Origin of the sequence: Bifidobacterium sp. ESL0769 (genome assembly GCF_029395495.1) — a bacterium.
GTDB lineage: Bacteria > Actinomycetota > Actinomycetes > Actinomycetales > Bifidobacteriaceae > Bifidobacterium.
On record NZ_CP113918.1, the window covers coordinates 1,039,146 to 1,062,348 of the forward strand.

The following is a 23,203-nucleotide window of genomic DNA, read 5'->3' on the forward strand; positions in this document are numbered from 1 at the left end:
TGCACAAGTCGATAGATAGGTTTTGAAAATTGGCATAATATCAGGATTCTTGAAAAGCCATCTGTCGACTTGTGTTAGGAAATGTACTTCACCAAATAAAAAGGACAAAACAAATGACCAAAGTAATCGTCGTCAATGGGCCGAATCTCGGACGTCTGGGAGTTCGTGAACCCGACGTGTATGGCCATCAGGACTTGAAAACGTTGCGCAAGGATTGCGCGGAATGGGGCAAGGCACTTGGCCTTGAGGTTGAGGTCCGCCAGTCCGACGACGAGGCCGAGGTCATCGGCTGGATGCACCAGGCCGTCGACGAGCAGACGCCCGTGGTGATGAACCCCGCCGCGTTCACCCATTACAGCTATGGGCTTTCCGACGCCGCCAAAATGGTCACCGACGCAGGTCTGCCGCTGATGGAAGTGCACATCTCCAATCCATCGGCTCGCGATTCGTTCCGCAAATACAGCGTCATCAGCCCTGTGGCCACCGGCACCATCACCGGCATGGGCTTCTACGGCTACAAACTAGCCCTCGATGCCGTGGCTCATCTGTTGGCGAAGTAATTCTCGATATATTACAAAAAGTAATGTGGGGAACGGGGAATGTATGCCATTTTCCGCTCCCGCCTACGAACACGCCGAGTCAATAGAGGCTGATAGACTGAAGTTCCATGGCAAGAGAAAATAATGATAATTCCCATGGACATGTCACCAAGCATATTTTCGTCACCGGTGGCGTTGTTTCTTCCCTTGGTAAGGGCCTGACAGCATCCTCTCTCGGTCGTCTTCTTCGCAGCCGTGGTCTCCGCGTATTGCAGCAAAAACTCGATCCTTATATCAATGTCGACCCTGGCACCATGAACCCGTTCCAGCACGGTGAGGTCTACGTCACCGAAGACGGCGCCGAAACCGATCTGGACATCGGCCACTACGAGCGCTTCCTTGACGTCTTCCTCTCGCAGAAGGCTAATGTCACCACCGGTCAGATTTACCAGTCCGTGCTTGAGAAGGAGCGCGCCGGCAAATACTTGGGCCAGTGCGTCCAGGTCATCCCGCACATCACCAACGAGATTAAGAGCCGCATGCGCGCCCAGGCCGCGGACGACGTCGACGTGATCATCACCGAGATCGGCGGCACCGTCGGCGACATCGAATCCCAGCCGTTCCTTGAAGCCGCACGCGAGGTCAAGCGTGAACTCGGCCCGCACAACTGCATGTTCGTCCACGTCTCGCTGGTTCCGTATCTGCCGGCCGCCCACGAGCTGAAGACCAAGCCGACCCAGCACTCCGTGATGACTTTACGCCAGCTTGGCATCACCCCCGACGCACTCGTGCTGCGCAGCGATCGTCCGCTGAACCAAGGCATCAAGGACAAGATTTCCCTGATGTGCGATGTCGACGAGGAAGGCGTGGTCAACTGCGTGGACGCCCCGAGCATCTACGACGTGCCGAAGATCCTGCACAACGAAGGCCTCGACTCCTACGTGGTCCACTACCTTGAGCTCTCCGCCCACGACGTCGATTGGGCCGAATGGGACGAGCTTCTCGAGCGTGTGCACCATCCGAAGGAAGAAGTCAACATCGCCATCGTCGGCAAGTACATCGACCTGCCCGATGCCTACCTTTCCGTTATCGAGGCTGTCAAGGCCGGCGGCTTCGGCAACTACGCCAAGGCGAACGTCAAGCTCGTCGCTGCCGACCTTTGCGAGTCCGAAGCCGGTGCCGACGCCGAGCTGCGAGATATGGACGGCATCATTGTTCCCGGCGGTTTCGGCATTCGTGGCATCGAAGGCAAGATTGGCGCGCTGCGCTACGCCCGCGAGCACAAGTTGCCCGCCTTGGGCCTGTGCCTTGGTCTGCAGTGCATGGTCATCGAATATGCGCGCGACGTTCTGGAGCTCGAGGATGCGGATTCCTCCGAGTTCGAGCCCGGCTGCAAGAACCCGGTCATCGCCACGATGGAAGAGCAGAAAGACATCCTCGCCAATTCCGACATGGGCCACACCATGCGCCTCGGGGCCTATCCGGCTGTGCTGAAGGAAGGTTCGCTGGTCGAAAAGCTCTATGGCACCACCAATGTCAGTGAACGCCATCGCCATCGCTATGAGGTCAATGTGGCCTACAAGGATCGTCTGCGCGAAGGCGGCCTCGATATTTCCGGCGAAAGCCCCGACGGTGAGCTTACCGAGTTCGTCGAACTGCCGCAGGACGTGCATCCGTTCTACGTCGGCACGCAGGCCCACCCCGAGTTCAAGTCTCGCCCGACCAAGCCGCATCCGCTCTTCCAGGGGCTGGTAAAGGCCGCGCTCGACCATCAGGAAGCCCGCAAGAGCCAGCCCGAAGAGGACTGAGCTATAGGAAATTACCGGTAGCGTGATTGAATCCGTTTCTTCGAAAGCCGATGAAACCGGTTATTGATGTTGCCGATAATCGAACGTAACAAGACCCCGCTTCGGTGGGGTCTTCTGCTATATGTGGATGGGTGAAGCCTTAGAAAACACGGACAAAATCGGGTAATTGTACAAAGCGATGTGATATGGACAAAGTTGTGAATTAAATCACTTTCATTGTCAGCGTTGTTTTATATGCAACCCTAGTAATAAAAGTCCAATTCTGTTAGGTTTATATTGAGTGTAGTCAATGATGGGAGGCAGCGTACGGTGGCAGAAAAACCAACACCAAACGCCGCGTCTGATACGGAGATGAGCCAGTATGTGGCTGATCGCGAACGTGTCAACGAGGATAAAATCAAAAAGGATGACGAGATCATCCAGGAATTCGGCGAGTATAACTATGGCTGGCACGATTCCGATGCGGCCGGTGAGGCCGCGAAGAAGGGCATCGACGAGAACGTCGTTCGCGCCATTTCCGCCGACAAAGGCGAGCCGCAGTGGATGCTCGACATGAGGTTGAGGGGTTATCGCGCCTTCATCGAAAAGCCCATGCCTAAGTGGGGCGTGGACTTCTCCGATTTCGATGCCGATGATTTCAAGTATTATGTAAAGCCGATTGACAAACCGGCCAAGAGCTGGGATGACTTGCCCACGGATATCCGTACCACCTACGACAAGCTGGGCATTCCCGACGCTGAGAAGAAGCGTCTGGTCTCCGGTGTCGCGGCGCAGTACGAGTCCGAGGTCATCTACAACTCCATCCAGGAGGACCTCAAAAAAGAAGGCGTGATCTTCACCGATACGGACACCGCGTTGCGCGAGTACCCGGATCTGGTCAAGAAATATTTCGCGACCGTCATCCCTTACGATGACAACAAGTTCGCCGCTCTCAACACGGCGGCTTGGTCCGGCGGCTCGTTCGTCTACGTCCCCAAAGGCGTCCACGTCGATATCCCGCTGCAGGCCTACTTCCGCATCAACACACCGAACATGGGCCAGTTCGAGCGCACGCTGATCATCGCAGAGGAAGGCTCTTACGTCCATTACGTCGAGGGCTGCACGGCCCCGATCTACGCGACGGACTCGCTGCACGCGGCCAACGTCGAGATCATCGTCGGCAAGAACGCCCGTGTGCGTTATACGACCGTACAGAATTGGTCGAACAATGTCTACAACCTCGTCACCCAGCGCGCCTATGTCAAAGAGGGCGGCACCATGGAATGGGTCGACGGCAACATCGGCTCCAAGGCGAGCATGAAGTACCCGTCCTGCATTTTGGCTGAGCCGTACGCCAAGGCCTCCACCATGTCGCTGAGCTTCGCCGGCAAGGGGCAGTATCAGGACACCGGCGCCAAGATGATTCATCTGGCACCGCACACCAGCTCCACCATCGTCGCCAAATCGATTTCGCGCGGTGGTGGACGTTGCGCCTACCGCGGTTTGGTCAAGGTGATTGACGGGGCCAAGGGCTCGAGCTCTTCGGTGGTCTGCGACACCTTGCTGGTCGACGATTATTCGCGTTCCGACACGTATCCGCACGTCGACATCCGCGAGGACGACGTGACGATGGCGCACGAAGCGACTGTTTCCAAGGTCTCCGAGGACCAGCTCTTCTACCTGATGAGCCGCGGGCTCGAGGAGAAGGAAGCCATGGGCATGATTGTGCGCGGCTTCGTCGAGCCGATCAGCCGTGAGCTGCCTATGGAATACGCGTTGGAGCTCAACAGGCTGGTCGAGTTGCAAATGGAAGGATCGGTGGGCTGATCGATGGCCGAACAAGAAGTGAATATTCCAGTGGCGGATCCCAATGATCCCTACGCAGTGCCGGCGGCGATGCCGTCCAGTGCCGACAACGAGCCGCGCTCGTTTGCAGTGGACGATTTCAAGATGCCGACGCGCAAGCAGGAGGACTGGCGCTATACCCCGCTCGAGCGCATCGAGGAGTTCTTCAACGTCTTCATCCCCAGCGGCGAGACCAAGGTAACCGTCAGCAATATCGACGGAACACCGATTGATGGTAACAAGGTGACCAAGTCGGTCATCGACCGTAGCGAGGCGCCTTCCGGCAGTATCATGAAGCCGAATGACCGTGTTTCGGCAGTAGAATGGAACAGCGGCAGTAAGACTGTCGTCGTCTCTATTTCCGGGGAACTTGACCAGCCGGTACTGGTTGACGTCGAAGGACACGGTGCCGATCTCGATTCTCTGCATCTCGTGCTCAAAGTCGCTGACCGTACGCATGGCGATATCGTTGTGCGTCACCAAGGTCTGGCTCGTCTTGCCGAAGGCATTGAAATTATTACTGGCAAGGACTCCCACGTTTCCACCACGTTCGTGCAGGAATGGGACAAGGGCTCCAAGCACGTGGGCAACCAGCGCATTCACGTCGGCGACAACGCCTCGCTGCGCCACGCCGTGGTCACCCTCGGCGGCGACGTCGTGCGTCTGCGTATGGATCAGGAATTCGGCGGACCGCAGGGAGATCTCAACATGCTCGGCATCTACTTTGCCGAGGCCGGACAGCACCTCGAGCATCGCACGATGGTGGTTCACAACTATCCGGAGTGTAAGTCCCGTGTGGTTTACAAGGGAGCTTTGGACGGCAAGAATGCACATTCGACTTGGGTCGGCAACGCGCTGATCCAGCCGCAGGCGCCGAACACCGACTCCTACGAGCTCAACCGCAACCTGGTGCTCACGCCCGGTCCCGTGGCCGATTCCGAGCCGAACCTCGAGATCGAGAACGGCAACATCATCGGTGCCGGCCATGCCAGCTCCGTCGGCCACTTTGATGACGAGGAGCTCTTCTACCTGCAGTCGCGCGGCATCACGGAATCCGAAGCCCGCAAGCTCGTGGTCCGTGGTTTCTTCGCCGACCTCATCGAACAAATCGGTGTGCCCAGCATCGCCGAACACCTTATGAATGTCATTGACCGCAGGCTCGCGCGCGGCGAAAGCGCCGACATGCAAGCGGTATTGGAGGATAAGTAAATGTCTACATTGGAAATCAAGGATCTCTACGCATCGGTGGAGACCAAAGAAGGCCGCAAGCAGATTCTCAAGGGCGCGACCCTGACCGTCAACTCCGGCGAGACGCACGCCATCATGGGCCCCAACGGCTCCGGCAAGTCCACACTGGCCTACACGCTGGCCGGCCACCCGAAGTACTTCGTTGACTCCGGCGAGGCGCTGCTCGACGGTGAGGACCTGCTCAAGATGACTGCGGACGAGCGTGCGAAGGCTGGCCTGTTCCTCGCGATGCAGTACCCGGTGGAGGTGCCGGGCGTCTCGATGACCAACTTCCTGCGCACCGCCAAGACCGAGGTCGACGGCAAGGCTCCCGCCATCCGCACCTGGACCAAGGAGCTGCAGGACGCAATGAAGAACCTTCGCATGGACAAGAAGTTCGCTTCCCGTTCCGTCAACGAAGGCTTCTCCGGCGGCGAAAAGAAGCGCGCCGAAGTGCTGCAGCTTGAGCTTCTGAAACCTAAGTTCGCCATCATGGACGAGACCGACTCCGGTCTCGATGTTGACGCGCTGCGCATCGTCTCCGAAGGCGTGAACCGCGCCAAGGAGAACACGGGGCTGGGCATTATGCTCATCACGCATTACACTCGAATCCTCAAGTATATTAAGCCGGATATTGTGCATGTGTTTGCAGGTGGAAAGTTTGTCAAGACTGGCGGGCCCGAGCTTGCGGATGAACTGGAAGAGACTGGGTATGATCAGTATCTGCCTGAAGGTTCGACGGAATCGGCTTTAGCTTGATTTTGTTTTGATTAATCGCTTTTAGTAGTTTTCAGTTTTAGCTTACTTTTAGCGGTTGGTCGCGGATTGGAAAAGGACACCATGTTTCGGAACCCTCAAGGCCGGTAGGCCAAGCTTTACTCCTCAACATGGTGTCCTTTTCCAATCCGCTTATGTTGCGTTAGTTTGGCAGGTTATTTTTTAGGGCTTTGGATGATTTTGACACATCGAGTGTCAAAATCAGCAGGCTTCGCCTGAAAATAATATTAAAATTGAATAAAAGTCATTAAGAGCTATGGCTTATAAAGATTGAAGGCAATGATGGTGGATTTTTTGAAGATTAGGGACGAGTTTCCTATTTTGGGGCAGGAGATCCATGGGCATCCACTCGTGTACTTTGACTCGGCGGCTACGGCGCAGAAGCCACAGTGCGTGATTGATGCCGAGAGCAAGTTTTATGAGACCATCAATGCTGGGGTGCACCGTGGGGCGCATGAGCTCGCTGCGCGTAGCACTGTTGCGTTTGAAGAAGCGCGCGCCAAGGTTGCCAAGCTCGTTGGAGCCAATTCTGAAGAGGGGCAGGAAGAGATTGTTGTCACGGCTGGGGCCACAGCTGGGCTAAATCTGCTGGCTACAGCCTTTGGTAATGCCTCGCTCGGGCGTGGCGGGGATGCTGCTAAACGGTTTGCGCTTAAGCCGGGGGATGAGATCGTCGTTTCCAAGGCCGAGCATCATTCGGTGTTGCTGCCGTTCCAGGAGCTGGCTTACCGCACTGGGGCCACGCTGAAATGGTTTGATTTGACTGATGACGGGCGTATCCGTTCCGATACTGCCGATGAAGTTATTACCGATCGGACCAAGATCGTCGCCATCACCCATATCAGCAACGTCACTGGGGCTATCACTGATATCGAGCCTATTGTCAAGCGTGCGCACGAAGTCGGGGCCATCTTTATTCTGGACGCTTGCCAGTCGGTGCCGCATCTGAAACTCGATTTCCACAAGATGGATGTCGATTTCGCAGCTTGGAGCGCCCATAAGATGTATGGGCCAACCGGCGTTGGTTTCCTCTATGGGAAACGTGAACTGTTGGAAGCCTTGCCGCCGGCCAGTTTCGGCGGATCGATGGTCGAACTGGCATGGATGGACAAGCCCGCGGAATATATGGAACCACCCGCCCGATTCGAGTCCGGAACCCAGCCGGTCGCACAGGTTGTGGCCGCAGGTGTGGCCGCCGACTGGATGCGCGAAATCGGCATGGAAAATGTCGAAGCCCACGAAAAGACAATTACCGACGAACTTCTGAAGCTTAACGACGTTCCCGGTTTCCGTGTGCTCGGGCCGGTGGAGAACAAGGATCGCATCGGCACGGTGTCGTTCGACGTCAAAGGCGTGCATCCGCATGATGTCGGCCAGTTCTTCGATGCCCAGGGCATCGCGGTGCGCGTCGGCCATCATTGCGCCCAACCGGTTCACCGTCACTTCGGCCTGTTTGCTTCGTCCCGAGCTTCGACAGGCGTGTACAATACCGTCGAGGAAGCCAAGCAAGTAGTCGAAACGGCCGGCAAGGTCCGTTCGTTCTTTGAGGTGTGAGCATGAGTGATTTTGGTATGAGCGGTGACGATCTCGAGCAGATGTATCAGGAGGTCATTCTTGACGCGTCGAAGCATCCGCACGGCAAGGAGCATTTTGCCGCGGACGTGACGAAGGAGTCGAAAAGTGCGAGCGAAACCGGCGAGACGACGGTGCGTGCCAGCCATGAATACTGCACGCCGGGGGAGTCACACCAATTCAACCCGACCTGCGGCGATCAGGTGACCGTCCACGTCGAAGTCTCGGAATCCGAACCGCACAAGATCGAGCGTCTGGTATGGGACGGCAGTGGTTGTTCCATCTCCACGGCCAGCCTTTCGATGATGGTCGATCTGGTCGACGGTAAGACGGTTGACGAAGCCATGCAGCTTGAGGGCGTCTTCCAGAAGCTGATGAAGTCGCGCGGTGCCGGTCTCGATAACGACGCCGATGAAGAGGCGTTGGGTGATGCCGTCGTGTTCCAAGGCGTCTCGAAATATCCGATGCGCATCAAATGCGCGTTGCTGGGTTGGGCCGGACTCAAGGATTCGCTGGCCAAGGCGTTGGCGGCAGATAAGTAAAAATAACCGATCGATACTTTGAAAAACATAGCGATAATCAATAGATGCTTGATGAATAAACGACGTATGGCGAACATATCGTTGCGTCATTCATTGGCGAGTGACTTGATTATGCTATCCGCTTGTATCAATCGCTTTTAATACATGACATAATGATTGGTGGATTCACCACAGCAGGAGGCAACATGGAAAGCCAAGACAATCTCGTACCGACGCCGGAATCTTCGATTCTCGATTCGGCAGCCAAAGCGCTTGGCAGCGAGGAGAAGGCCGAGGCAGCCGTCGCCAATCCGCATGCGGTGGGTTCGCTCGATAAATTCGATAAGCAGGATGAAGCGGGCTCTGCAACAGCTGAGACTTCCGACGAATCGGCTGGCAACACCGTCAAGGATGAAGAAACTGGGATTCCGCTGACCTCGTTCAACGACATTGGCAGGGCCACGGCCGCCGACGTGCGTGAGGCGTTGCACCAGGTCATCGATCCAGAGCTCGGCATCGACGTCATCGACCTCGGCTTGGTCTACGGCATCGAAATCGACGAAAAAGGCCGTGCCATCATCACGATGACGCTGACCACTCCGGCTTGCCCGTTGACCGATTTGCTTGAAGATGAGTGTGCCTCGACGTTGGCCGGCTTGGTGGAGGAATTCCGCATCGACTGGACGTGGCAGCCGCGTTGGACGCTCGACATGATTCGCCCGGAAGGCCGCGAACAGCTTGAGGCCATCGGCTTCAACTTCGACAACATGCCGAAGTACTGAAACTTACAATTACCAAAAAGGAACGCTGCTTCGGAATTCTTCTGGTGCAGCGTTCCTTTTTATTCGATAATCATTACCGGATTTATATCAGTCTCTGATAACCGTGCGCTTGGGGACGATCGTGATGCCGTCTTTGACGGTGAAGCCGCGGGCGCGGTCGTGCTCGTGGTCAATGCCCACGGTTGCGTTCTCTTCAAGGATGACGTTCTTGTCGATGATAGCCTTGCAGACGCGTGCACGACGCCCGACGATGACCCCGTCGAAGAGTATGGAATCAACCACCTGCGACCACGAATTGATGCGCACGTTCGGCGACAGCACCGAATGCTGCACGTCGCCACCCGAGACGATGACGCCGGGGGCGATGATGGACTCGGTGGCTCGTCCGATGCGGTTGGTTTCGGAACGGACGAACTTGGCTGGAGGCAGGTTGCCTGAAAGCGTGTAAATCGGCCAATCCTGGTTGTAAAGATTGAACGGGGGATTGTACTCGATCAGGTCCATATGGGCCTCGTAGAACTGCTTGATGGTGCCGACGTCACGCCAATAGGCGCGGTCGTAGTCGGTGGCCCCAGGAATCTCGTTTTCGCTGAAGTCGTAGACGCCGGCTTCGTGCCGCTGCGAGAAGAAAGGTGCGATGTCGCCGCCCATGTCGTGCTTGGTATCCTCGGCCTTCTCGTCACGTGCCAGCGCGTCGAAAAGTGCGTCGGTGGTGGCGATGTAATTGCCCATCGAAGCCAGAATCTGGTCGGGATGACCGGGCATGCCGTCGGTGGTCTCGGGCTTCTCCTTGAATCCGCGGATCATGTGTGGATGATTCGGGTCGACATCGATGACGCCGAACTGGTTTGATGCTTCGATCGGTTGACGGATACCGGCTACCGTGAAAGCCGCTCCGGATTCGATATGTTGTTTGAGCATCTGCCCGAAATCCATGCGGTAGACGTGGTCGGCGCCGACGATGACCACATAGTCAGGCTGCTCGTCTTCGATGATATTAATCGTTTGGTAGACCGCGTCCGCAGAACCCAAATACCAATGCTTGCCAAGACGCTGTTGGGCCGGAACCGGGGAAACATAGGCGTCAAGCAGTGGGGAGAAGCGCCAGACCTTCGAGATATGGCGGTCCAAGGAATGCGATTTGTATTGCGTCAGTACGACGATTTGTGAGTATCCGGAATTGACCAGGTTGCTCAGCGGGAAATCGATGAGACGGTACACGCCGCCGAACGGCACCGCGGGTTTGGCCCGGTCGCGCGTCAGCGGCATCAGACGCGTGCCTTCGCCGCCTGCCAATACGATAGCCAGTACTTTAGGATTCTTTGCCATTCCTTACCCCCTGATTACCGCGTCCTGTCGACCATTCTACAATTTCTGGCCGCAGCAGCGATGCTATATGAATCGTTCTCACGCTACCTGCAAAGTCGCGAGGCGTTCATCTTTGCACACGACCTTTTCTGCTCATTACTGTATCGGATTGAGCCGACGCGAAACGCCCGAGAGGTCGCCGAACGTCTAATTTCGCTTCGGGCTGGTCGCATAGAAGGCGACGGCGCTGGAGGCGGCCACATTGAGGCTGTCGACGCCGTTGCTCATCGGGATTTTGACGGTGAGGTCGGTGTTGGCGATGGTGCGGTGCGAAAGTCCGTCACCCTCCGTGCCGAAAACGAGGGCAAGCTTGTCGATATGGTCGGCTTCGTGCGGTTCGTTGTTGAGACGTCGGGTCAATTCGTCAAGGCTGATGGAATCATCGGTCAGTGCCATCGCGACGGTGGTAAAGCCCAGATCGTTGAGTTCCTTGAGCCCCCGCACCGGCCAGTATTTCCGATCTTCCTCTTTGGTGTGGCGGCTGGTGGGATTGTCGTTAATATTAGTCGTTTCCGCATGTTGACCCATTGAGGAATGTTGAGATGTTGTTTCGTCCTGCCCACTGATTTCTTCGGTGTCGTTTTCCAGCGTTTCCGCGTCGATGCGTGTCCACGGTACTTGGAATACCGTGCCCATGGAAACTCGGGCCGCGCGACGATAAAGCGGGTCGCCGCAGGAAGGCGTAACTAGTACGGCATCGACGTCGAGCGCCGCCGCTGAACGCATCAGCGCGCCGACGTTGGTGTGATCGACGATATTTTCCATGACCGCAATTCGTCGTGCGTTCTTGCACAGTTCTTTTACGGTGGGCAGCTTCCAACGGCGCATGGCGGCCAGGGCCCCGCGATGGAGCCGATAACCGGTCAGTTTTTTCAGTTGCTCAGGTGAAGCCACATAAACCGGAACGTCCTTGCCCCAGCGTTTGTCGATACGCTCGAACATATCTGCCATTCCTGAAAGCCAAGGCTCCTCGACCAGCAGCGAAACCGGTTCACGCCCGGCTGCCAGCGCCCGGTCGATGACCTTGGGCGACTCCGCGATAAAGATGCCCTTCTCAGGTTCAAGCCGGTTGCGCAGCTGCGCCTCGGTCAGGTTGGTATACGCGGCTACGCGCTCGTCGTCCACGGAATCAATCGTGATAATTCGCATCTGAAGTTTCCTTACTTTCTACCGCAACGGACGGCGCGCACTGGATGATATCGACAAAACCAGTATCGTTGGGCAAGTTGACAAGAAAAGGTCGGGGTGGCAAATTGTTGTATTGTCGCTGGCGGTTTTTCATGGTTCAATACGGAAAGTTCGATGCTGGCAGAGAATCATAGGTTGGGCCTGTGTTTCTTATCTCGCTCTATTTCTCTATCCCTTATTGTTCCAGTTCGTCTATAAGTACAGGAACCGTAACTCTCAAGTATGAAATTGAGAACTGAATCGTATTCATTATGCTTATGAAGTTGGATTCCCTCAGCCGTTGATGGAGGCAATTCACCGTGACATCACCGATTTAACGCAGCTCAGCCCACATAGGCTCCAAAGTGCCAGCATCGGCAGGAAGTATCGGAACTGGAAACCATTAATGCCTACAAAACCGTTCTTCGTACATTGCAGCCAGAGCGCCAAATAGATCAACAGCATGATGCCAATGGAGCACCCGAAGGCGGCCCACCAAAAGACCAACTGACGGTTTCGTGAACGACGCTGGAACGTAGTAGCCAACAATACGACGAACAGACACAGCAGCAGGAACCATGCCGCCATGACGAGTTTTCTGCCATCGAAGGGGACTTGGGCATGAATGATGGCGTATCCGATACTGCCAAGCGCTTGTGCCATGACGTGAGGATCAGTGAGTAAGTCGTGCGTTCTCATCTTTGTTTCGGCAAGCGTGACGAACACCGGAGTGACGGTAAACCAGTTGATATGGTGCATCCAAGAGATAATCCAAGTCGCCGAGCAGATGACGCCGATGACGGAGATACCGGCATAACGCTGGGTGCGTTGACGGGCCTTTTCCCGTGTCATTGCGGTCTGGTCATTGTTCGCAGAAACCATGAAACCGTGCTGCAGCCACGGAACGAGCAACGTTAATACGGTCAACGGCATGTAGGTGAGCTTACACATCGACAGGAATAGCCCAGTGACGCTCAGAACGATGCAATAACGGGTGGAGACGCGCTGCTGGGTGGTCCGATAGAGCAGACAGATGAAGAGAGTGGCAACGGCTTGGGTCATGGGGTCGGCGGAAATGGCGAAACCGCTGTAGGCGGTGAGGGTGAGGACACATCCGACAACGATACGCCATTGCGGAAGCACGGCGACGGATGCTCCCATGGCAAACGCGTATAGCAACAGCGTGAGCGTTTCCGCGAGATAATAGGTCGTGTTGGTGCTCAGGGCGAGGACTTTGCCGAGCCAGAAGCCGATGATTTGGGGCAGGTAGACGGGCGGTGCGTTGATGGCTGTGTTGTTGAACGGTACGTCGGCCCCGTTTTTGTCTTGTACGGTGATGGATTGCGGATTGACCACTGCAGTGTCATAACCGTTGAAATGGTCGATGGAATACTGAATCCATGCGTTGCCAACATGGCCGCCGACGTTCTCGGCGCTGCGATGGAAGTCGCTCTGCGCGTCGACATGGTGGGTTGGGCTGCCGTTGACAATGGCTGAAATGCGGTAGGTATGCGACCACACGTCGGGTGTTTGACCCTGCGGGGTATGAACGAGGAACACTCCGCCTATCAGCAGCGCGGCCAAGAAAGTGATAAGTGGCATCAGGCGTCGGATATTGGATAACAGCGATGCGTGTGGCGAAGTGGAGGATGCGCGTGGCGTAATCGAGGCCATCGTCGTCCCTTCTCCTGCAGTGTTGATTCGTATCCATGATAATGCGGAATGCTTACGAGAGCAGTGCCGACGAAATCAAGAGACAAGCTGGGGCGTCGCGCAGAAATCGCGGAAGGCCACTTAAATTCTGGGTTTTTATGCTCAAATCCTGCGCTGGGGGTGGCCAGATACACTAAGACCCCTTGTTTCCAAGGGGTCTCGAGTTTTCAGTTTTCGTGCCCAGGACGGGAGTTGAACCCGTACTCCTGTAAAATTATAGGAACTAGCACCTCAAGCTAGCGCGTCTACCATTCCGCCACCTGGGCAGGTGTCGTTCAAGCAACAGATAGAACTATACACCATTCCTGCGTCGTTCGGCAGGGCCGGTGTGTCGGAACTGTTGTTTGGGTAGGTTTATCGTTTTCGTCCGCAGTTCCGGTAGCCTTGAACTATGACAAGTCCACTTTTTGTATTTGATGCCGAGCACGACGATGTGCCGGTCAACCGAGACGAGCTGCGTGCGGGCTGGACGATAACTCTGCCGCCCGCCATCAAGCGGCACGCGATGGGTGCCATGCGTCTGCAGAACGGTGACAAACTGCAGCTTTCCGACGGGCGTGGGTTGCGTATCGACGCGGAAGTTGCCGATACCCAGAACGGGCTGGTCAAAGTATCTGAATTCACTACCGAAGAGCAACCGACTACGAGGCTTGCGCTGGTGCAGGCGCTCGCGAAAACAGGTCACGACGAGCAGGCTATCGATATGGCCACGCAGATTGGCGTGGACGAAATTGTGCCGTGGCAAGCCAACCGTTCGATTTCCAAGTGGAAAGCCGGACGCACCGACCGCAAATGGGAGCAGACGCTGGTAGCGGCTACTGAGCAATCGCGACGGGCTTGGAAACCGACGCTTGACGACTGCGTTTCCAGCAAGCAGGTGGTGGCGATATGCAGGCGTGCATGTGTTCATCACGAACTGGTTATCGTTTTGCACCAGGACGCCACTTCAACTTGGAACGGCATCGAACAGAAGGTCGCCGCGCTGGAACAGCGTTGTCTTGACGACGGCAAGCCGCGCAGGATTTACGTTGTGGTCGGCCCCGAAGGCGGCATCAGCGACGAAGAGGTGGAGCAATTCACCGATGCCGGGGCGGAAGTGTGCGTGCTCGGCAGCAATATCATGCGAGCTTCGACCGCCGGTCCGGTGGCGTTGACGTTATTGGCGCGTGCGTTGGGACGGTTCGCGTAGTTTACCTGTGTCGGCCAGCGTAATTATCCGTGCGGGCTAATAGCATGGGGGAGTAGGGCGCAACCGCGTCCCGATAGCTTTCAATAAGGAGCATATATGGCCGACGATTGCCTGTTCTGCAAGATCATTGCGGGCGAGATCCCGAGCACCAAGGTGTACGAAGACGACACCACCTACGCATTCAAGGACATCAACCCCAAGGCGAAGGTGCACGTGCTGATCGTGCCGAAGAAGCACTGCGCCAACGTGGCCGAACTGGCCAAGTCCGATCCTGCCGAGCTCGCCCACATCGTCGAGATCGCCCAGTCCATCGCCGATAAGGAATTCCACGGCGCCTACCGTCTCATCTTCAACACCGGCGAGGATGCCGGCCAGTCGGTTTTCCACGTGCACGCGCATGTGCTGACCGGCGAGACGATGGAAGAGTAGGAGAGCGGTGGCCAGCGCAAAACGAGTCATCACCATTCCCACTGAACTCGACCCGGTAGCAGTTCTGGGTTCGGGCGACAAGGTTCTTGCCGAGGTACAGCACGCCTTCCCCGAGGTCAACGTGTTCGTGCGGGGCAATCGCATCGAGATTTCCGCTTACAACAAGCGCGACGACATCGAGGCCGACAAGGTTTCCGACGTGCTGAATAACATCATCGATGCGGCCTACAAGGCTCCGGCCGATGCGATGAACGTGCGGCGGATGCTCGAGGCCCGGCAGGTCGGTAAGAAGGCCGGACTGATGGGTGACGGCGGTCGCGGGCATGGTTATGCTGGGCATTCGTATACACGCGGATTTGCCGGTGCTGGCATGGGTCAGCACTCGCAGTTTCATCGATTCCAAGATAACGATGATTATGGTGATGAACACAAACGCGCCGCCGCCAATCGCCATGTTCCGGGTGTCATAGCCTTTGCCAATGGCGAGCCGGTTCGCGCGAAAACCGCTGGCCAGGTCTTCTACGTCCGTGCCATCGATGCCAATACCATTACGTTTGCCATCGGTCCTGCCGGAACCGGCAAGACCTATCTCGCCGTCGCCAAAGCGGTCCGTGCATTCGAAGATGGACGGGTAAGTCGTATTATTTTGACGCGCCCAGCCGTTGAAGCCGGCGAGAGCCTCGGTTACTTGCCCGGAACGTTGAACGACAAGGTCGATCCGTATCTGCGGCCGCTCTACGATGCGCTTTCCGATATGTTGGGTGCTGGCCAGATGCACCGCTACATGACCGACGGCACCATCGAGGTCGCTCCGCTCGCCTACATGCGCGGCCGAACGCTCAACGACGCTTTCGTCATCCTCGATGAGGCGCAGAATACCACCGAGCAGCAGATGAAGATGTTTCTGACCCGCCTCGGTTTCAATACCAAGATGGTCATCACCGGCGACGTTACGCAGATTGATCTGGCCGTGCCACATTCGGGGCTCAAATCCATCGAATCAATCCTCGGCAATATCGACGGCATCAGTTTCGCCCATCTCGGGGCAAAGGATGTTGTACGCCATGAGTTGGTCGGCAAAATCGTGCAGGCTTACGATGCTCATGCCGCTCATACAACTCATACAGCAGGTGGAGCCGGACATAAGGTGGAACATACAATCACGAAGTCAGACGATGTCTCGAAACCACAAGCGAAAGCTGGTGATGTTTCTGAGTCTCAAACCAAGCCGAATGAGACCAGCAATCCGGTATCCGAACCTTTGAAGGATGAAACCGACCAAAGCGGAAAGGAACGCCGTTGAGCGTCGAAGTCACCAATGAGACGGTCTGGCAGATCGACCCGAAACTCTTCTCCGACTTGGGTTTGTGGGTGATGGAACGCATGCAGGTAAGCACCCAGTCCGACCTGACCATCCTTTTCGTCGACCCCGATCCAATCGCCCAACTGCACATGCGCTGGATGCAGCTCGAAGGGCCGACCGACGTGATGAGTTTCCCGATGGACGAGCTGCGCCCGGGCGAGGACGGCAAAATCATGGAAGGCGTCTTGGGTGATATCGTTATCTGCCCGTGGGTCGCGCAGCAGCAGGCCGCGGCCGCAGGACATTCGACCATGGATGAAATGATGCTTCTGGCCATTCACGGGACCTTGCACTTGCTGGGCTATGATCACGTCGATTCGGAGCAGGAACGGCAGATGTTCGGCTTGCAACGGCAGCTTTTGCTCACGTTTTTTGCCGTTCGCGACGAACCCGTTCCGCAAGCCGTGCTACCCGCAGGTTCCACCGATTTGCTGGCCCAATGGGATGAAAATCATTCTTCTGGAAATAACAAAGAATCGTGACGAGGCGTCCGAGTTTGTTTTATAGGAATGGCGAATCGGCATTATGGTTCTCGTTTGTTGGCGACATTCGCCAGCTATCTGGTCTTGCGAATAAGCTCGAAGATACCGATACTTTGATAAAAACAAATCATTATCTCTACCAGTCGGCAAAACGTATTGAGGAATAGGAAAGCACGCAGAATATGGATACCTTGACCATCGCCACTGTGGTTGTGCTCGTCATCGTGGCGGCGTTGCTGGTATGGCTGTCGCTGATGATGGCGTCGAGCGAATCCGCCGTATCGCGCGTCACCAAGGCCAGCCTCAACAACCGGATCATCGAGATTCAGACCGATGACGAAGATCTTGGCAAATTCGTGCAGGCCAAGCAGATTCGCAAGGTCCACAAGGTCCAACGTTTCATCGTCGATCGCTACGCGACGGCCGGCTCCTGTGCATTCTTCCGCATCTTCTGCAATGTCTTTGACGGGGTTTTGGTCGCGATTATCGTCATGTTGCTTTCCGAGCCGGTTTGGGTTGCGTTGGTCACCGGCGTGATTTTCGCGCTGATTGTCGCTGTAGTGTCTGTTTTGCTTCGCCCGCGTTCTGCGGGTGCCTCCAAGCCGCTTGACGTGATGATGCGGTTCTCCGGCATCATTTCGCTGGCCGTTGTCTTGACGCCATTCGCCAAGGCCGGGGAAGGCAAGGAGCAGCGTCGCCGTGATAAGGAAGACGAGCTTTCCGATGACGAGGAGCTTGAGAAAATTCAGCGCGAGCAGGGACGTGCGACTATCGACCGGTTGGTAGAAACCGATGATTTCGACCCCGAAGTGGCGGAAATGCTGCGCAATGTGCTCATGCTTTCCGACACGTTGACTCGCGAGATCATGGTGCCCCGCACCGATATGATCTGCGTCGAATCTGATTCGACACTTGAGCATTTCCTGCAGCTCTGCTCGCGTTCCGGCTTTTCGCGCATTCCGATTATTGGCGAGGACGTTGATGATTTGGTTGGTATGGCTTATCTGAAGGATGCTGTGCGTGCCACGGCCTTCAATCCCGAAGCCCGAACCCGCGAGGTCAAGTCGATTTGCCGCCAGCCGATGCTGGTACCGGAATCGAAGCCGGTCGATGACCTCTTCCATGAGATGCAGCGCACGCGCCAGCATGTGGCCGTGGTGGTTGATGAATACGGCGGCATCGCCGGACTGGTGACCATCGAGGACGCCATCGAGCAGATTGTCGGCGAGTTGGAGGACGAGCACGACCGCATCCAGCACACCGAGCCCAAGAAAATCGGCGACCATAAGTGGCAGATGCCCGCCCGCACACCGATAGCCGATCTTGAAGAGCTGTTCGAAGTCGATATCGACGAGGATGACGTGGACACCGTCTACGGTCTCCTGACCAAGTTGCTTGGCCGAGTTCCAATCGTCGGCATGAGCGCGGTGACCAGAGGCTTGCGCCTGACCGCCGTCGATTCCGCCGGCCGTCGCAAGAAGGTCTCCACCATCGTGGTTGAGCCGGCAACGCTTGATATGGCTGAAAAGCAGGATCAGGACGATGACGAAGAAATTAATCGAGATATGAAACAGGACGTAAAGGAAAACGAATAACATGACTGATGGCAAGAACAACGAAGAGCAATCTGGCAGTGAAGAACCGTATCGTTCCGGTTTCGTAGCCGTGGTTGGACGTCCGAACGTCGGCAAATCCACGCTGATCAATTCGTTGATCGGTACGCAAGTCGCCATCGCTTCCTCGCGCCCCGAGACCACACGTAAGGCCATTCGTGGCATTCTGACCACCGACAATGCTCAACTGGTGCTGGTTGACACTCCCGGCATCCATCGCCCACGTACGCTGCTCGGCCAGCGTCTGAACGATGTGGTGGACGAATCGCTGAGCGACGTAGACGAGATTGCGTTCCTGCTGCCGGCCGATCAGGAGATTGGGCCGGGCGACAAGCGTATTTTGAGTCGTCTGCGCAGCGAATTCGCGCGCAAAGTTGATGGCGGTGAAAACGGTAAGAAAGCCGATAACAACAAAAGTGTCAACGATTCACAAAACAGCAAGCAGGAAGGTGACCACGAGCAAGGCAAATTTGTCTGGAAGGTGCCGCTGATTGCCATCGTCACTAAGATTGACGAGCTCAACCGTCAGGAGTTGATGGCCAAGCTTATTGAGATCAGCCAATTCGCCGACTTCACGGATGTGGTGCCGGTCAGCGCTCTGGAGCGCGACAACGTGGCCGAGGTCAAGCGTGTGCTTATTGAGAATATGCCCGAAGGCCCGCAGATGTACCCTGACGACCAGATCACCGAGGAAAAGCCAGAGGACACCATCGCCGAACTTGTGCGAGGCGCGTTCCTCGAGGAGCTGGACGACGAGCTTCCGCATTCCTTGGCCGTGGTCGTGGACTCCATCGATCGTCCCGGCGAATCCGACAATCCCGAGACCGAGGACGGTAAGGCGCACGTCATGGTTTCCATCTACGTCGAGCGCGACTCCCAGAAGCCCATCATCATCGGCCACCACGCCGAGCATCTGGTGCAGGTCAAGAAGCGTCTGCGCACCGCCGTCAACCGCATTGTAGGCCAAAAGTCCAAGCTCGACCTCCACGTAAAAGTCGCCAAGGGCTGGCAGTCCGACCCCAAGCAGCTGGAGCGTTTGGGGTTCTGAAAGAAATTAGTGCAAAAAGCGCAGAAGATAGCCCTGTGAAACACTCAGCCATTTTCTTGTAGATTTTCTTATGAGGAATTGTCCGAAAATTTTATGCAAATTCGGCAATTCGCTCCATTGGTGAATAGCAGCAGTAGCTGTAACTCGCAATATGGAATATGGTTTTGGTTTATAAATTCGATTGAAAAGACACGTATTACTTCTGATGGTGCTAAGTTAAAAATCTAGTCAGTGATTGTGTTTGATTGAATCTCTTATGCCATGTTTATCGTGGTAGTCCGTCAACTGTAGATGACCTCTAAAACAAGAATAAACTTAACACCATTTTTAAGTCTGCCTGATTATGTCTTATGATCATAGATGGATTGCTAAAACAATTATTGCTTGCTAGATGTGAGATTGGTTAAACCAATAAATAAGTTAATAGGCATGGCTATGGATGATTGGCCGCAATTACAATCTCAAATTTTATAGTCGTTGCACCTTTCATTGATATTTTCAGATTATCTCACGAATAGAGGATAAAGGTAATAAATTATTGGGCAAGAATAATTGCATCCACAGAATATAATTGAAATAAAAATTGAGTGGCCAAGACTATTGTTTAAATAGTTTTTCTTCGGCCACTTTGTCTGCTTCTTCGGCTGACGGAATATAGCTAGATTCTGTTTCATAGTTACTATTCAGGTTTTCTTGTGATAGGTAATTTATGTCAAATTTATCTGACTTAGCTGAGGTGGATATAGCAAGGTGGCCACTATGATTTTTCCCCATATAAGCACAATTAGTTTTTATTCCGTCGTTTTTAACCTCGTATTTACTATCTACGTAGCAAGATTGATACCCCATCTTTGTAAGATGTTGGTCAATGTACTCGTCCAGGCCTTGACGGTTTTGAGTTCCTGCCTCGCCAACAGTCTTATAGCCTAAATCTTTGGCAACTTGGCTAGCAGATAAGCCTTTATCGTTGCTGCTTTCTTTGTTTTGATTGTTGTCAGATTCGTTTTGAGAATCTTTTTTGGGTGCTGATTCTGAAGACGATTGACTGTCGGATGTGGAACTGCTGCTGGAACCTTGCGTTCCGCCACATGCACTCAGTAACGTGGTGGTTGCCAATACAGCGACGGTGACTGAAATGAGTGTCTTTTTGAGGCGGCTTGGTTTTCCACTGACTGTGCTGTTCGAATGGTTGTTTCTGTCTGTGGAATCCACGCTCATGATTCTTCTCTTTTCTGCCGCACTGCAATATTTCTTCTCGGTAATCTGTCTGTTGCTAATAACAAGCGAACTTAAACATCATACAATGTCGAATTACTTTGATGCAACTTGTATCGCAATTTATGCAATATTCACATGATTCGTGATGGAAGTTGGAAACTTGTTGCCTATTCCCATGCCGACACTTTGGCAACACCAACAACGATATCCATGTCGCCTTCCGCAGGAACGTTGGTGGTGGCGACTTCTTTAAAACCGGCTGGACGATAGAGATTCTCGAAGATCTCACGTCTGGCATCGATGAGCGCATAGCGTCCGCCGACCACGTTCTGTGAACGGCCAATCAGCGAGCGAGCCTCTTTGAGAATGACCTTGCCAGGCAGCTCATTTTTGCTGTATTTATCGGATCTGCCGAGCTCGCCGATGCAGTAGCCGCCGGCGTGATTGTCACGCAGGTGCGTGTACGGTCCCTTGAACTGCTTTTGCTTCTTACCTGACATCTTGCCGAAATCGATGCTGGTCAGACACAGTTCGAAGAAGCCCGCAACCTCGAGGTTTCCGTTTTCTCCAGTGCATGTCAACAGATAGGTGCGACCCTCATTCGATTCTTCGATTGCCCGTACCTTTTGCGAGATGAAGGTCTGCACCGACAAGGATTTCTTGCATTCGAATCGTTGCAATGCTTCGTATACAAGTTGATATTTTCTGCCTTGTTTTACTCGGCCATCCGCATCAATCAAGTCTGAAAATGGAAGTAATTCATATTGAATCATTATCACGCCTCACTTCTCGACTTCGTCATCCGGTTTCCAACCCATCCTGCGCATTTTCTCTACCCAGTCATCAAAATTGGTCACCAGATGTGAATGAAAATCGTCACCGATGGGGAATTTCTCGTCGGACTGGTCCATGGCGATGAAGGCGTCGATGTTGCTGTCGTCAATGACCAGATGCCCTCCCTCGGATAAGTAACTCATATCGCTGCCTCCTTCCATGCTCCTGCAAAATATGTATTTCAACGTGTAACGTCTAATATAGCATTGACCGCAAGCAAAACCGAAACCTTGATATCGAGATTTCAAGATTTCAAGATTTTATAAATATCCAAGATTTGTGGGCAGGCCAAAAACCGCGGAAGTTGGGCCTCACGAAACTTGAGAGACATCAAGTTTCTGTCTCCAGACTCTCAGCGAGGGTAAGGTTTGGGCTAAGCGTGCCATCAATTATTAGCTGGACAAAATGAGTTTTGTTTTATAAATAGTTGTGCCCGCTAATTCGTAATCTATGCGAATTAACAGGCACAAACTTGTAAGCGAGCGATTATTTCTTGGTCGTATCCATCAAACCAAGTCTCTCAGAGTTTGCCGCCCTCAACCACGATGTCGTCGGGGTTGGAGGAGTCGCCGTAGACCGGCTTTAGGGTTTGCTCGTAGTCCTTGTGGAAGAACTGTTCCTTGCCGAGCTTGACGATCTCCTCGTTGATGTAGTTCAAGAGTTCCTTGTTGCCCTTCTGCACGGCGGGGGCGATGGGCTGCTCGTCGCCGAGCTTGGTGATGCCGACGGTGAAGCCCTTGTTGGCCTTCGCCCAGGCGAGCACTTCGGTATTGTCGGTGCTCATCGCGTCGCCGCGACCGTCGAGCAAGGCGTTGTAGGCGTCTGCGTACTGGTCGTACTTCTGCAGCTTGATGTCGGGGTACTTGGCGAAGTACGGTTCGGCGGTGGTGCCCTTGGCGATGATCAGCGTCTTGCCCTTGAGCTGGTCGACGCTTTTGATCGGCTTGGAATCGGGGGAGACTACGCCCAACGCGACCTTCATGTACGGCTTGGCGAAGTCGACCTTCTCTTCGCGTTCGGGAGTGACGGTGAAGTTGGCGAGGGTGACGTCGACCTTGTTGCTGGCGAGCACATCCACGCGTGCAGCCGGATCTACAGTTGTGTATTCGGGCTTCACACCGAGGTCTTTGGCCAGGCGTTCGGCGAAAACGATATCGTAGCCCTGGTTCTTGCCGTCCTTGTCGACGTAGCCGAACGGTGCCTTGTCGGAGAAGACCGCGACCTTGAGTTTTCCGGACTTCTTGATCTGCGCAAGGGTTCGTGCGGTCTGTTGCTTGCCTGCGCCGGCCGAGCTGGAGCCGGAATTGTTATCGCTGCTCGGTGTCGCACCGGAAGGGCCGCATGCGGCGAATCCTGCTAGCATGGCTACGGCTGCCGCCGCGGAGATTGCTACTTGTGCTGCACGTTTCAATACGTTCGTTGTCATGATGATTCTTTCTTTTCTTTTACTAAGTAATATCGGATGAGAATATAAGAAGTAATAGTTCTATATAAAAATAATGGAATCTTTGAATTCCAGTGTTTTGGTTTACCGATTACAGGGTGAAGCCTGTATGGCGTACGTAACCTATTGGCAAACCCAGAAAATCAAATCTGATTGATGCAGATCAGCGAGACATGGAGGCCATGAGTTGACATCGGTTCGACTCCGTGGCGCTGCACATCTGTGCCATCACGCGCATATTCGGTATGTTCCGGTTCATCATTTCGACCTCCCCTTGTTATTCAT

General features: G+C 54.7%; 20 protein-coding genes, 1 tRNA gene and 2 pseudogenes. 14 read left to right on the plus strand and 9 right to left on the minus strand.

All coding sequences use genetic code 11. The features are described from left to right. Positions 1-113 precede the first annotated feature (113 nt). From OZX72_RS04195 to OZX72_RS04230, 8 genes are all read left to right on the plus strand, one after another. Positions 114-560 (plus strand): type II 3-dehydroquinate dehydratase, encoded by a 447-nt coding sequence (locus tag OZX72_RS04195; RefSeq protein WP_277159153.1) that lies wholly within the window; start codon positions 114-116, stop codon positions 558-560. Positions 561-667: 107 nt separating this feature from the next. After that, positions 668-2,347, plus strand: coding sequence for a CTP synthase (locus tag OZX72_RS04200; RefSeq protein WP_277159154.1), 1,680 nt, complete (start codon positions 668-670; stop codon positions 2,345-2,347). A 351-nt stretch (positions 2,348-2,698) separates the two neighbouring features. Beyond that, complete coding sequence (gene sufB, locus OZX72_RS04205) at positions 2,699-4,153, plus strand: Fe-S cluster assembly protein SufB (RefSeq protein ID WP_277159357.1); 1,455 nt, start codon at positions 2,699-2,701, stop codon at positions 4,151-4,153. A 3-nt stretch (positions 4,154-4,156) separates the two neighbouring features. Further along, a complete protein-coding gene (gene sufD / locus OZX72_RS04210; protein WP_277159155.1) occupies positions 4,157-5,380 on the plus strand; it encodes a Fe-S cluster assembly protein SufD in 1,224 nt (407 codons plus the stop codon). Beyond that, a complete protein-coding gene (sufC, locus tag OZX72_RS04215; RefSeq protein WP_277159156.1) occupies positions 5,381-6,157 on the plus strand; it encodes a Fe-S cluster assembly ATPase SufC in 777 nt (258 codons plus the stop codon). It begins immediately after the preceding gene. A 300-nt stretch (positions 6,158-6,457) separates the two neighbouring features. Continuing rightward, on the plus strand, positions 6,458-7,729 hold the full coding sequence (locus OZX72_RS04220; protein WP_277159358.1) for a SufS family cysteine desulfurase: 1,272 nt from the start codon (positions 6,458-6,460) through the stop codon (positions 7,727-7,729). Positions 7,730-7,731: 2 nt separating this feature from the next. Beyond that, the gene (gene sufU, locus OZX72_RS04225; protein ID WP_277159157.1) at positions 7,732-8,289 is read left to right on the plus strand and encodes a Fe-S cluster assembly sulfur transfer protein SufU; all 558 of its coding nucleotides are present in this window, start codon (positions 7,732-7,734) and stop codon (positions 8,287-8,289) included. A gap of 185 nt (positions 8,290-8,474) precedes the next feature. After that, positions 8,475-9,050: a metal-sulfur cluster assembly factor gene (locus OZX72_RS04230; RefSeq protein WP_277159158.1), complete on the plus strand. Its 576-nt coding sequence runs from the start codon at positions 8,475-8,477 to the stop codon at positions 9,048-9,050. Between the two features lie 87 nt (positions 9,051-9,137). Here the strand turns inward: OZX72_RS04230 and glgC are convergent, their stop codons facing one another. From glgC to OZX72_RS04250, 5 genes and pseudogenes are all read right to left on the minus strand, one after another. Continuing rightward, positions 9,138-10,379, minus strand: coding sequence for a glucose-1-phosphate adenylyltransferase (gene glgC, locus OZX72_RS04235; protein WP_277159159.1), 1,242 nt, complete (start codon positions 10,377-10,379; stop codon positions 9,138-9,140). A gap of 186 nt (positions 10,380-10,565) precedes the next feature. Then, positions 10,566-10,883, minus strand: a pseudogene (locus OZX72_RS09480) (TrmH family RNA methyltransferase); the annotation flags it as partial. Between the two features lie 135 nt (positions 10,884-11,018). Further along, positions 11,019-11,567: pseudogene (locus OZX72_RS09485) on the minus strand (TrmH family RNA methyltransferase); the annotation flags it as partial. Positions 11,568-11,900: 333 nt separating this feature from the next. Then, positions 11,901-13,187 carry a DUF2142 domain-containing protein gene (locus tag OZX72_RS04245; RefSeq protein ID WP_277159161.1) on the minus strand — a complete coding sequence of 429 codons (1,287 nt, stop codon included), beginning with the start codon at positions 13,185-13,187 and terminating at the stop codon, positions 11,901-11,903. A 288-nt stretch (positions 13,188-13,475) separates the two neighbouring features. Continuing rightward, positions 13,476-13,564, minus strand: a tRNA-Leu gene (locus OZX72_RS04250). Between the two features lie 125 nt (positions 13,565-13,689). On the opposite strand from OZX72_RS04250, the gene OZX72_RS04255 reads away from it, so the two are divergent. From OZX72_RS04255 to era, 6 genes are all read left to right on the plus strand, one after another. Further along, on the plus strand, positions 13,690-14,487 hold the full coding sequence (locus OZX72_RS04255; protein ID WP_277159162.1) for a 16S rRNA (uracil(1498)-N(3))-methyltransferase: 798 nt from the start codon (positions 13,690-13,692) through the stop codon (positions 14,485-14,487). Between the two features lie 96 nt (positions 14,488-14,583). Next, positions 14,584-14,916 (plus strand): histidine triad nucleotide-binding protein, encoded by a 333-nt coding sequence (locus OZX72_RS04260; protein WP_277159163.1) that lies wholly within the window; start codon positions 14,584-14,586, stop codon positions 14,914-14,916. 7 nt (positions 14,917-14,923) lie between these two features. Continuing rightward, positions 14,924-16,219 (plus strand): PhoH family protein, encoded by a 1,296-nt coding sequence (locus OZX72_RS04265; RefSeq protein WP_277159164.1) that lies wholly within the window; start codon positions 14,924-14,926, stop codon positions 16,217-16,219. Next, complete coding sequence (gene ybeY / locus OZX72_RS04270; protein ID WP_277159165.1) at positions 16,216-16,761, plus strand: rRNA maturation RNase YbeY; 546 nt, start codon at positions 16,216-16,218, stop codon at positions 16,759-16,761. The genes OZX72_RS04265 and ybeY overlap by 4 nt, the downstream gene beginning before the upstream one ends. Positions 16,762-16,943: 182 nt before the next feature. Beyond that, positions 16,944-18,356 carry a CBS domain-containing protein gene (locus OZX72_RS04275; protein ID WP_277159166.1) on the plus strand — a complete coding sequence of 471 codons (1,413 nt, stop codon included), beginning with the start codon at positions 16,944-16,946 and terminating at the stop codon, positions 18,354-18,356. A gap of 1 nt (position 18,357) precedes the next feature. Beyond that, a complete protein-coding gene (era, locus tag OZX72_RS04280) occupies positions 18,358-19,422 on the plus strand; it encodes a GTPase Era (protein ID WP_277159167.1) in 1,065 nt (354 codons plus the stop codon). A 597-nt stretch (positions 19,423-20,019) separates the two neighbouring features. Here the strand turns inward: era and OZX72_RS04285 are convergent. The 4 genes from OZX72_RS04285 to OZX72_RS04300 form a co-directional block, all read right to left on the minus strand. After that, positions 20,020-20,640: a hypothetical protein gene (locus OZX72_RS04285; RefSeq protein ID WP_277159168.1), complete on the minus strand. Its 621-nt coding sequence runs from the start codon at positions 20,638-20,640 to the stop codon at positions 20,020-20,022. A gap of 167 nt (positions 20,641-20,807) precedes the next feature. Continuing rightward, complete coding sequence (locus tag OZX72_RS04290) at positions 20,808-21,293, minus strand: hypothetical protein (RefSeq protein WP_277159169.1); 486 nt, start codon at positions 21,291-21,293, stop codon at positions 20,808-20,810. Positions 21,294-21,422: 129 nt separating this feature from the next. Then, a complete protein-coding gene (locus OZX72_RS04295; protein ID WP_277159170.1) occupies positions 21,423-21,617 on the minus strand; it encodes a hypothetical protein in 195 nt (64 codons plus the stop codon). Positions 21,618-21,994: 377 nt separating this feature from the next. Further along, positions 21,995-22,900: a cysteine ABC transporter substrate-binding protein gene (locus tag OZX72_RS04300; protein ID WP_277159171.1), complete on the minus strand. Its 906-nt coding sequence runs from the start codon at positions 22,898-22,900 to the stop codon at positions 21,995-21,997. Positions 22,901-23,203 lie beyond the last annotated feature (303 nt).

Excerpts from the sequence above, each read along its gene's own strand:
- OZX72_RS04195 (WP_277159153.1), top strand. The coding sequence starts at position 114 with ATGACCAAAGTAATCGTCGTCAATGGGCCGAATCTCGGACGTCTGGGA.
- OZX72_RS04200 (WP_277159154.1), top strand. The coding sequence starts at position 668 with ATGGCAAGAGAAAATAATGATAATTCCCATGGACATGTCACCAAGCAT.
- sufB (WP_277159357.1), top strand. The coding sequence starts at position 2,699 with ATGAGCCAGTATGTGGCTGATCGCGAACGTGTCAACGAGGATAAAATC.
- sufD (WP_277159155.1), top strand. The coding sequence starts at position 4,157 with ATGGCCGAACAAGAAGTGAATATTCCAGTGGCGGATCCCAATGATCCC.
- sufC (WP_277159156.1), top strand. The coding sequence starts at position 5,381 with ATGTCTACATTGGAAATCAAGGATCTCTACGCATCGGTGGAGACCAAA.
- OZX72_RS04220 (WP_277159358.1), top strand. The coding sequence starts at position 6,458 with ATGGTGGATTTTTTGAAGATTAGGGACGAGTTTCCTATTTTGGGGCAG.
- sufU (WP_277159157.1), top strand. The coding sequence starts at position 7,732 with ATGAGTGATTTTGGTATGAGCGGTGACGATCTCGAGCAGATGTATCAG.
- OZX72_RS04230 (WP_277159158.1), top strand. The coding sequence starts at position 8,475 with ATGGAAAGCCAAGACAATCTCGTACCGACGCCGGAATCTTCGATTCTC.
- glgC (WP_277159159.1), bottom strand. The coding sequence starts at position 10,379 with ATGGCAAAGAATCCTAAAGTACTGGCTATCGTATTGGCAGGCGGCGAA.
- OZX72_RS04245 (WP_277159161.1), bottom strand. The coding sequence starts at position 13,187 with ATGCCACTTATCACTTTCTTGGCCGCGCTGCTGATAGGCGGAGTGTTC.
- OZX72_RS04255 (WP_277159162.1), top strand. The coding sequence starts at position 13,690 with ATGACAAGTCCACTTTTTGTATTTGATGCCGAGCACGACGATGTGCCG.
- OZX72_RS04260 (WP_277159163.1), top strand. The coding sequence starts at position 14,584 with ATGGCCGACGATTGCCTGTTCTGCAAGATCATTGCGGGCGAGATCCCG.
- OZX72_RS04275 (WP_277159166.1), top strand. The coding sequence starts at position 16,944 with ATGGATACCTTGACCATCGCCACTGTGGTTGTGCTCGTCATCGTGGCG.
- era (WP_277159167.1), top strand. The coding sequence starts at position 18,358 with ATGACTGATGGCAAGAACAACGAAGAGCAATCTGGCAGTGAAGAACCG.
- OZX72_RS04285 (WP_277159168.1), bottom strand. The coding sequence starts at position 20,640 with ATGAGCGTGGATTCCACAGACAGAAACAACCATTCGAACAGCACAGTC.
- OZX72_RS04295 (WP_277159170.1), bottom strand. The coding sequence starts at position 21,617 with ATGAGTTACTTATCCGAGGGAGGGCATCTGGTCATTGACGACAGCAAC.
- OZX72_RS04300 (WP_277159171.1), bottom strand. The coding sequence starts at position 22,900 with ATGACAACGAACGTATTGAAACGTGCAGCACAAGTAGCAATCTCCGCG.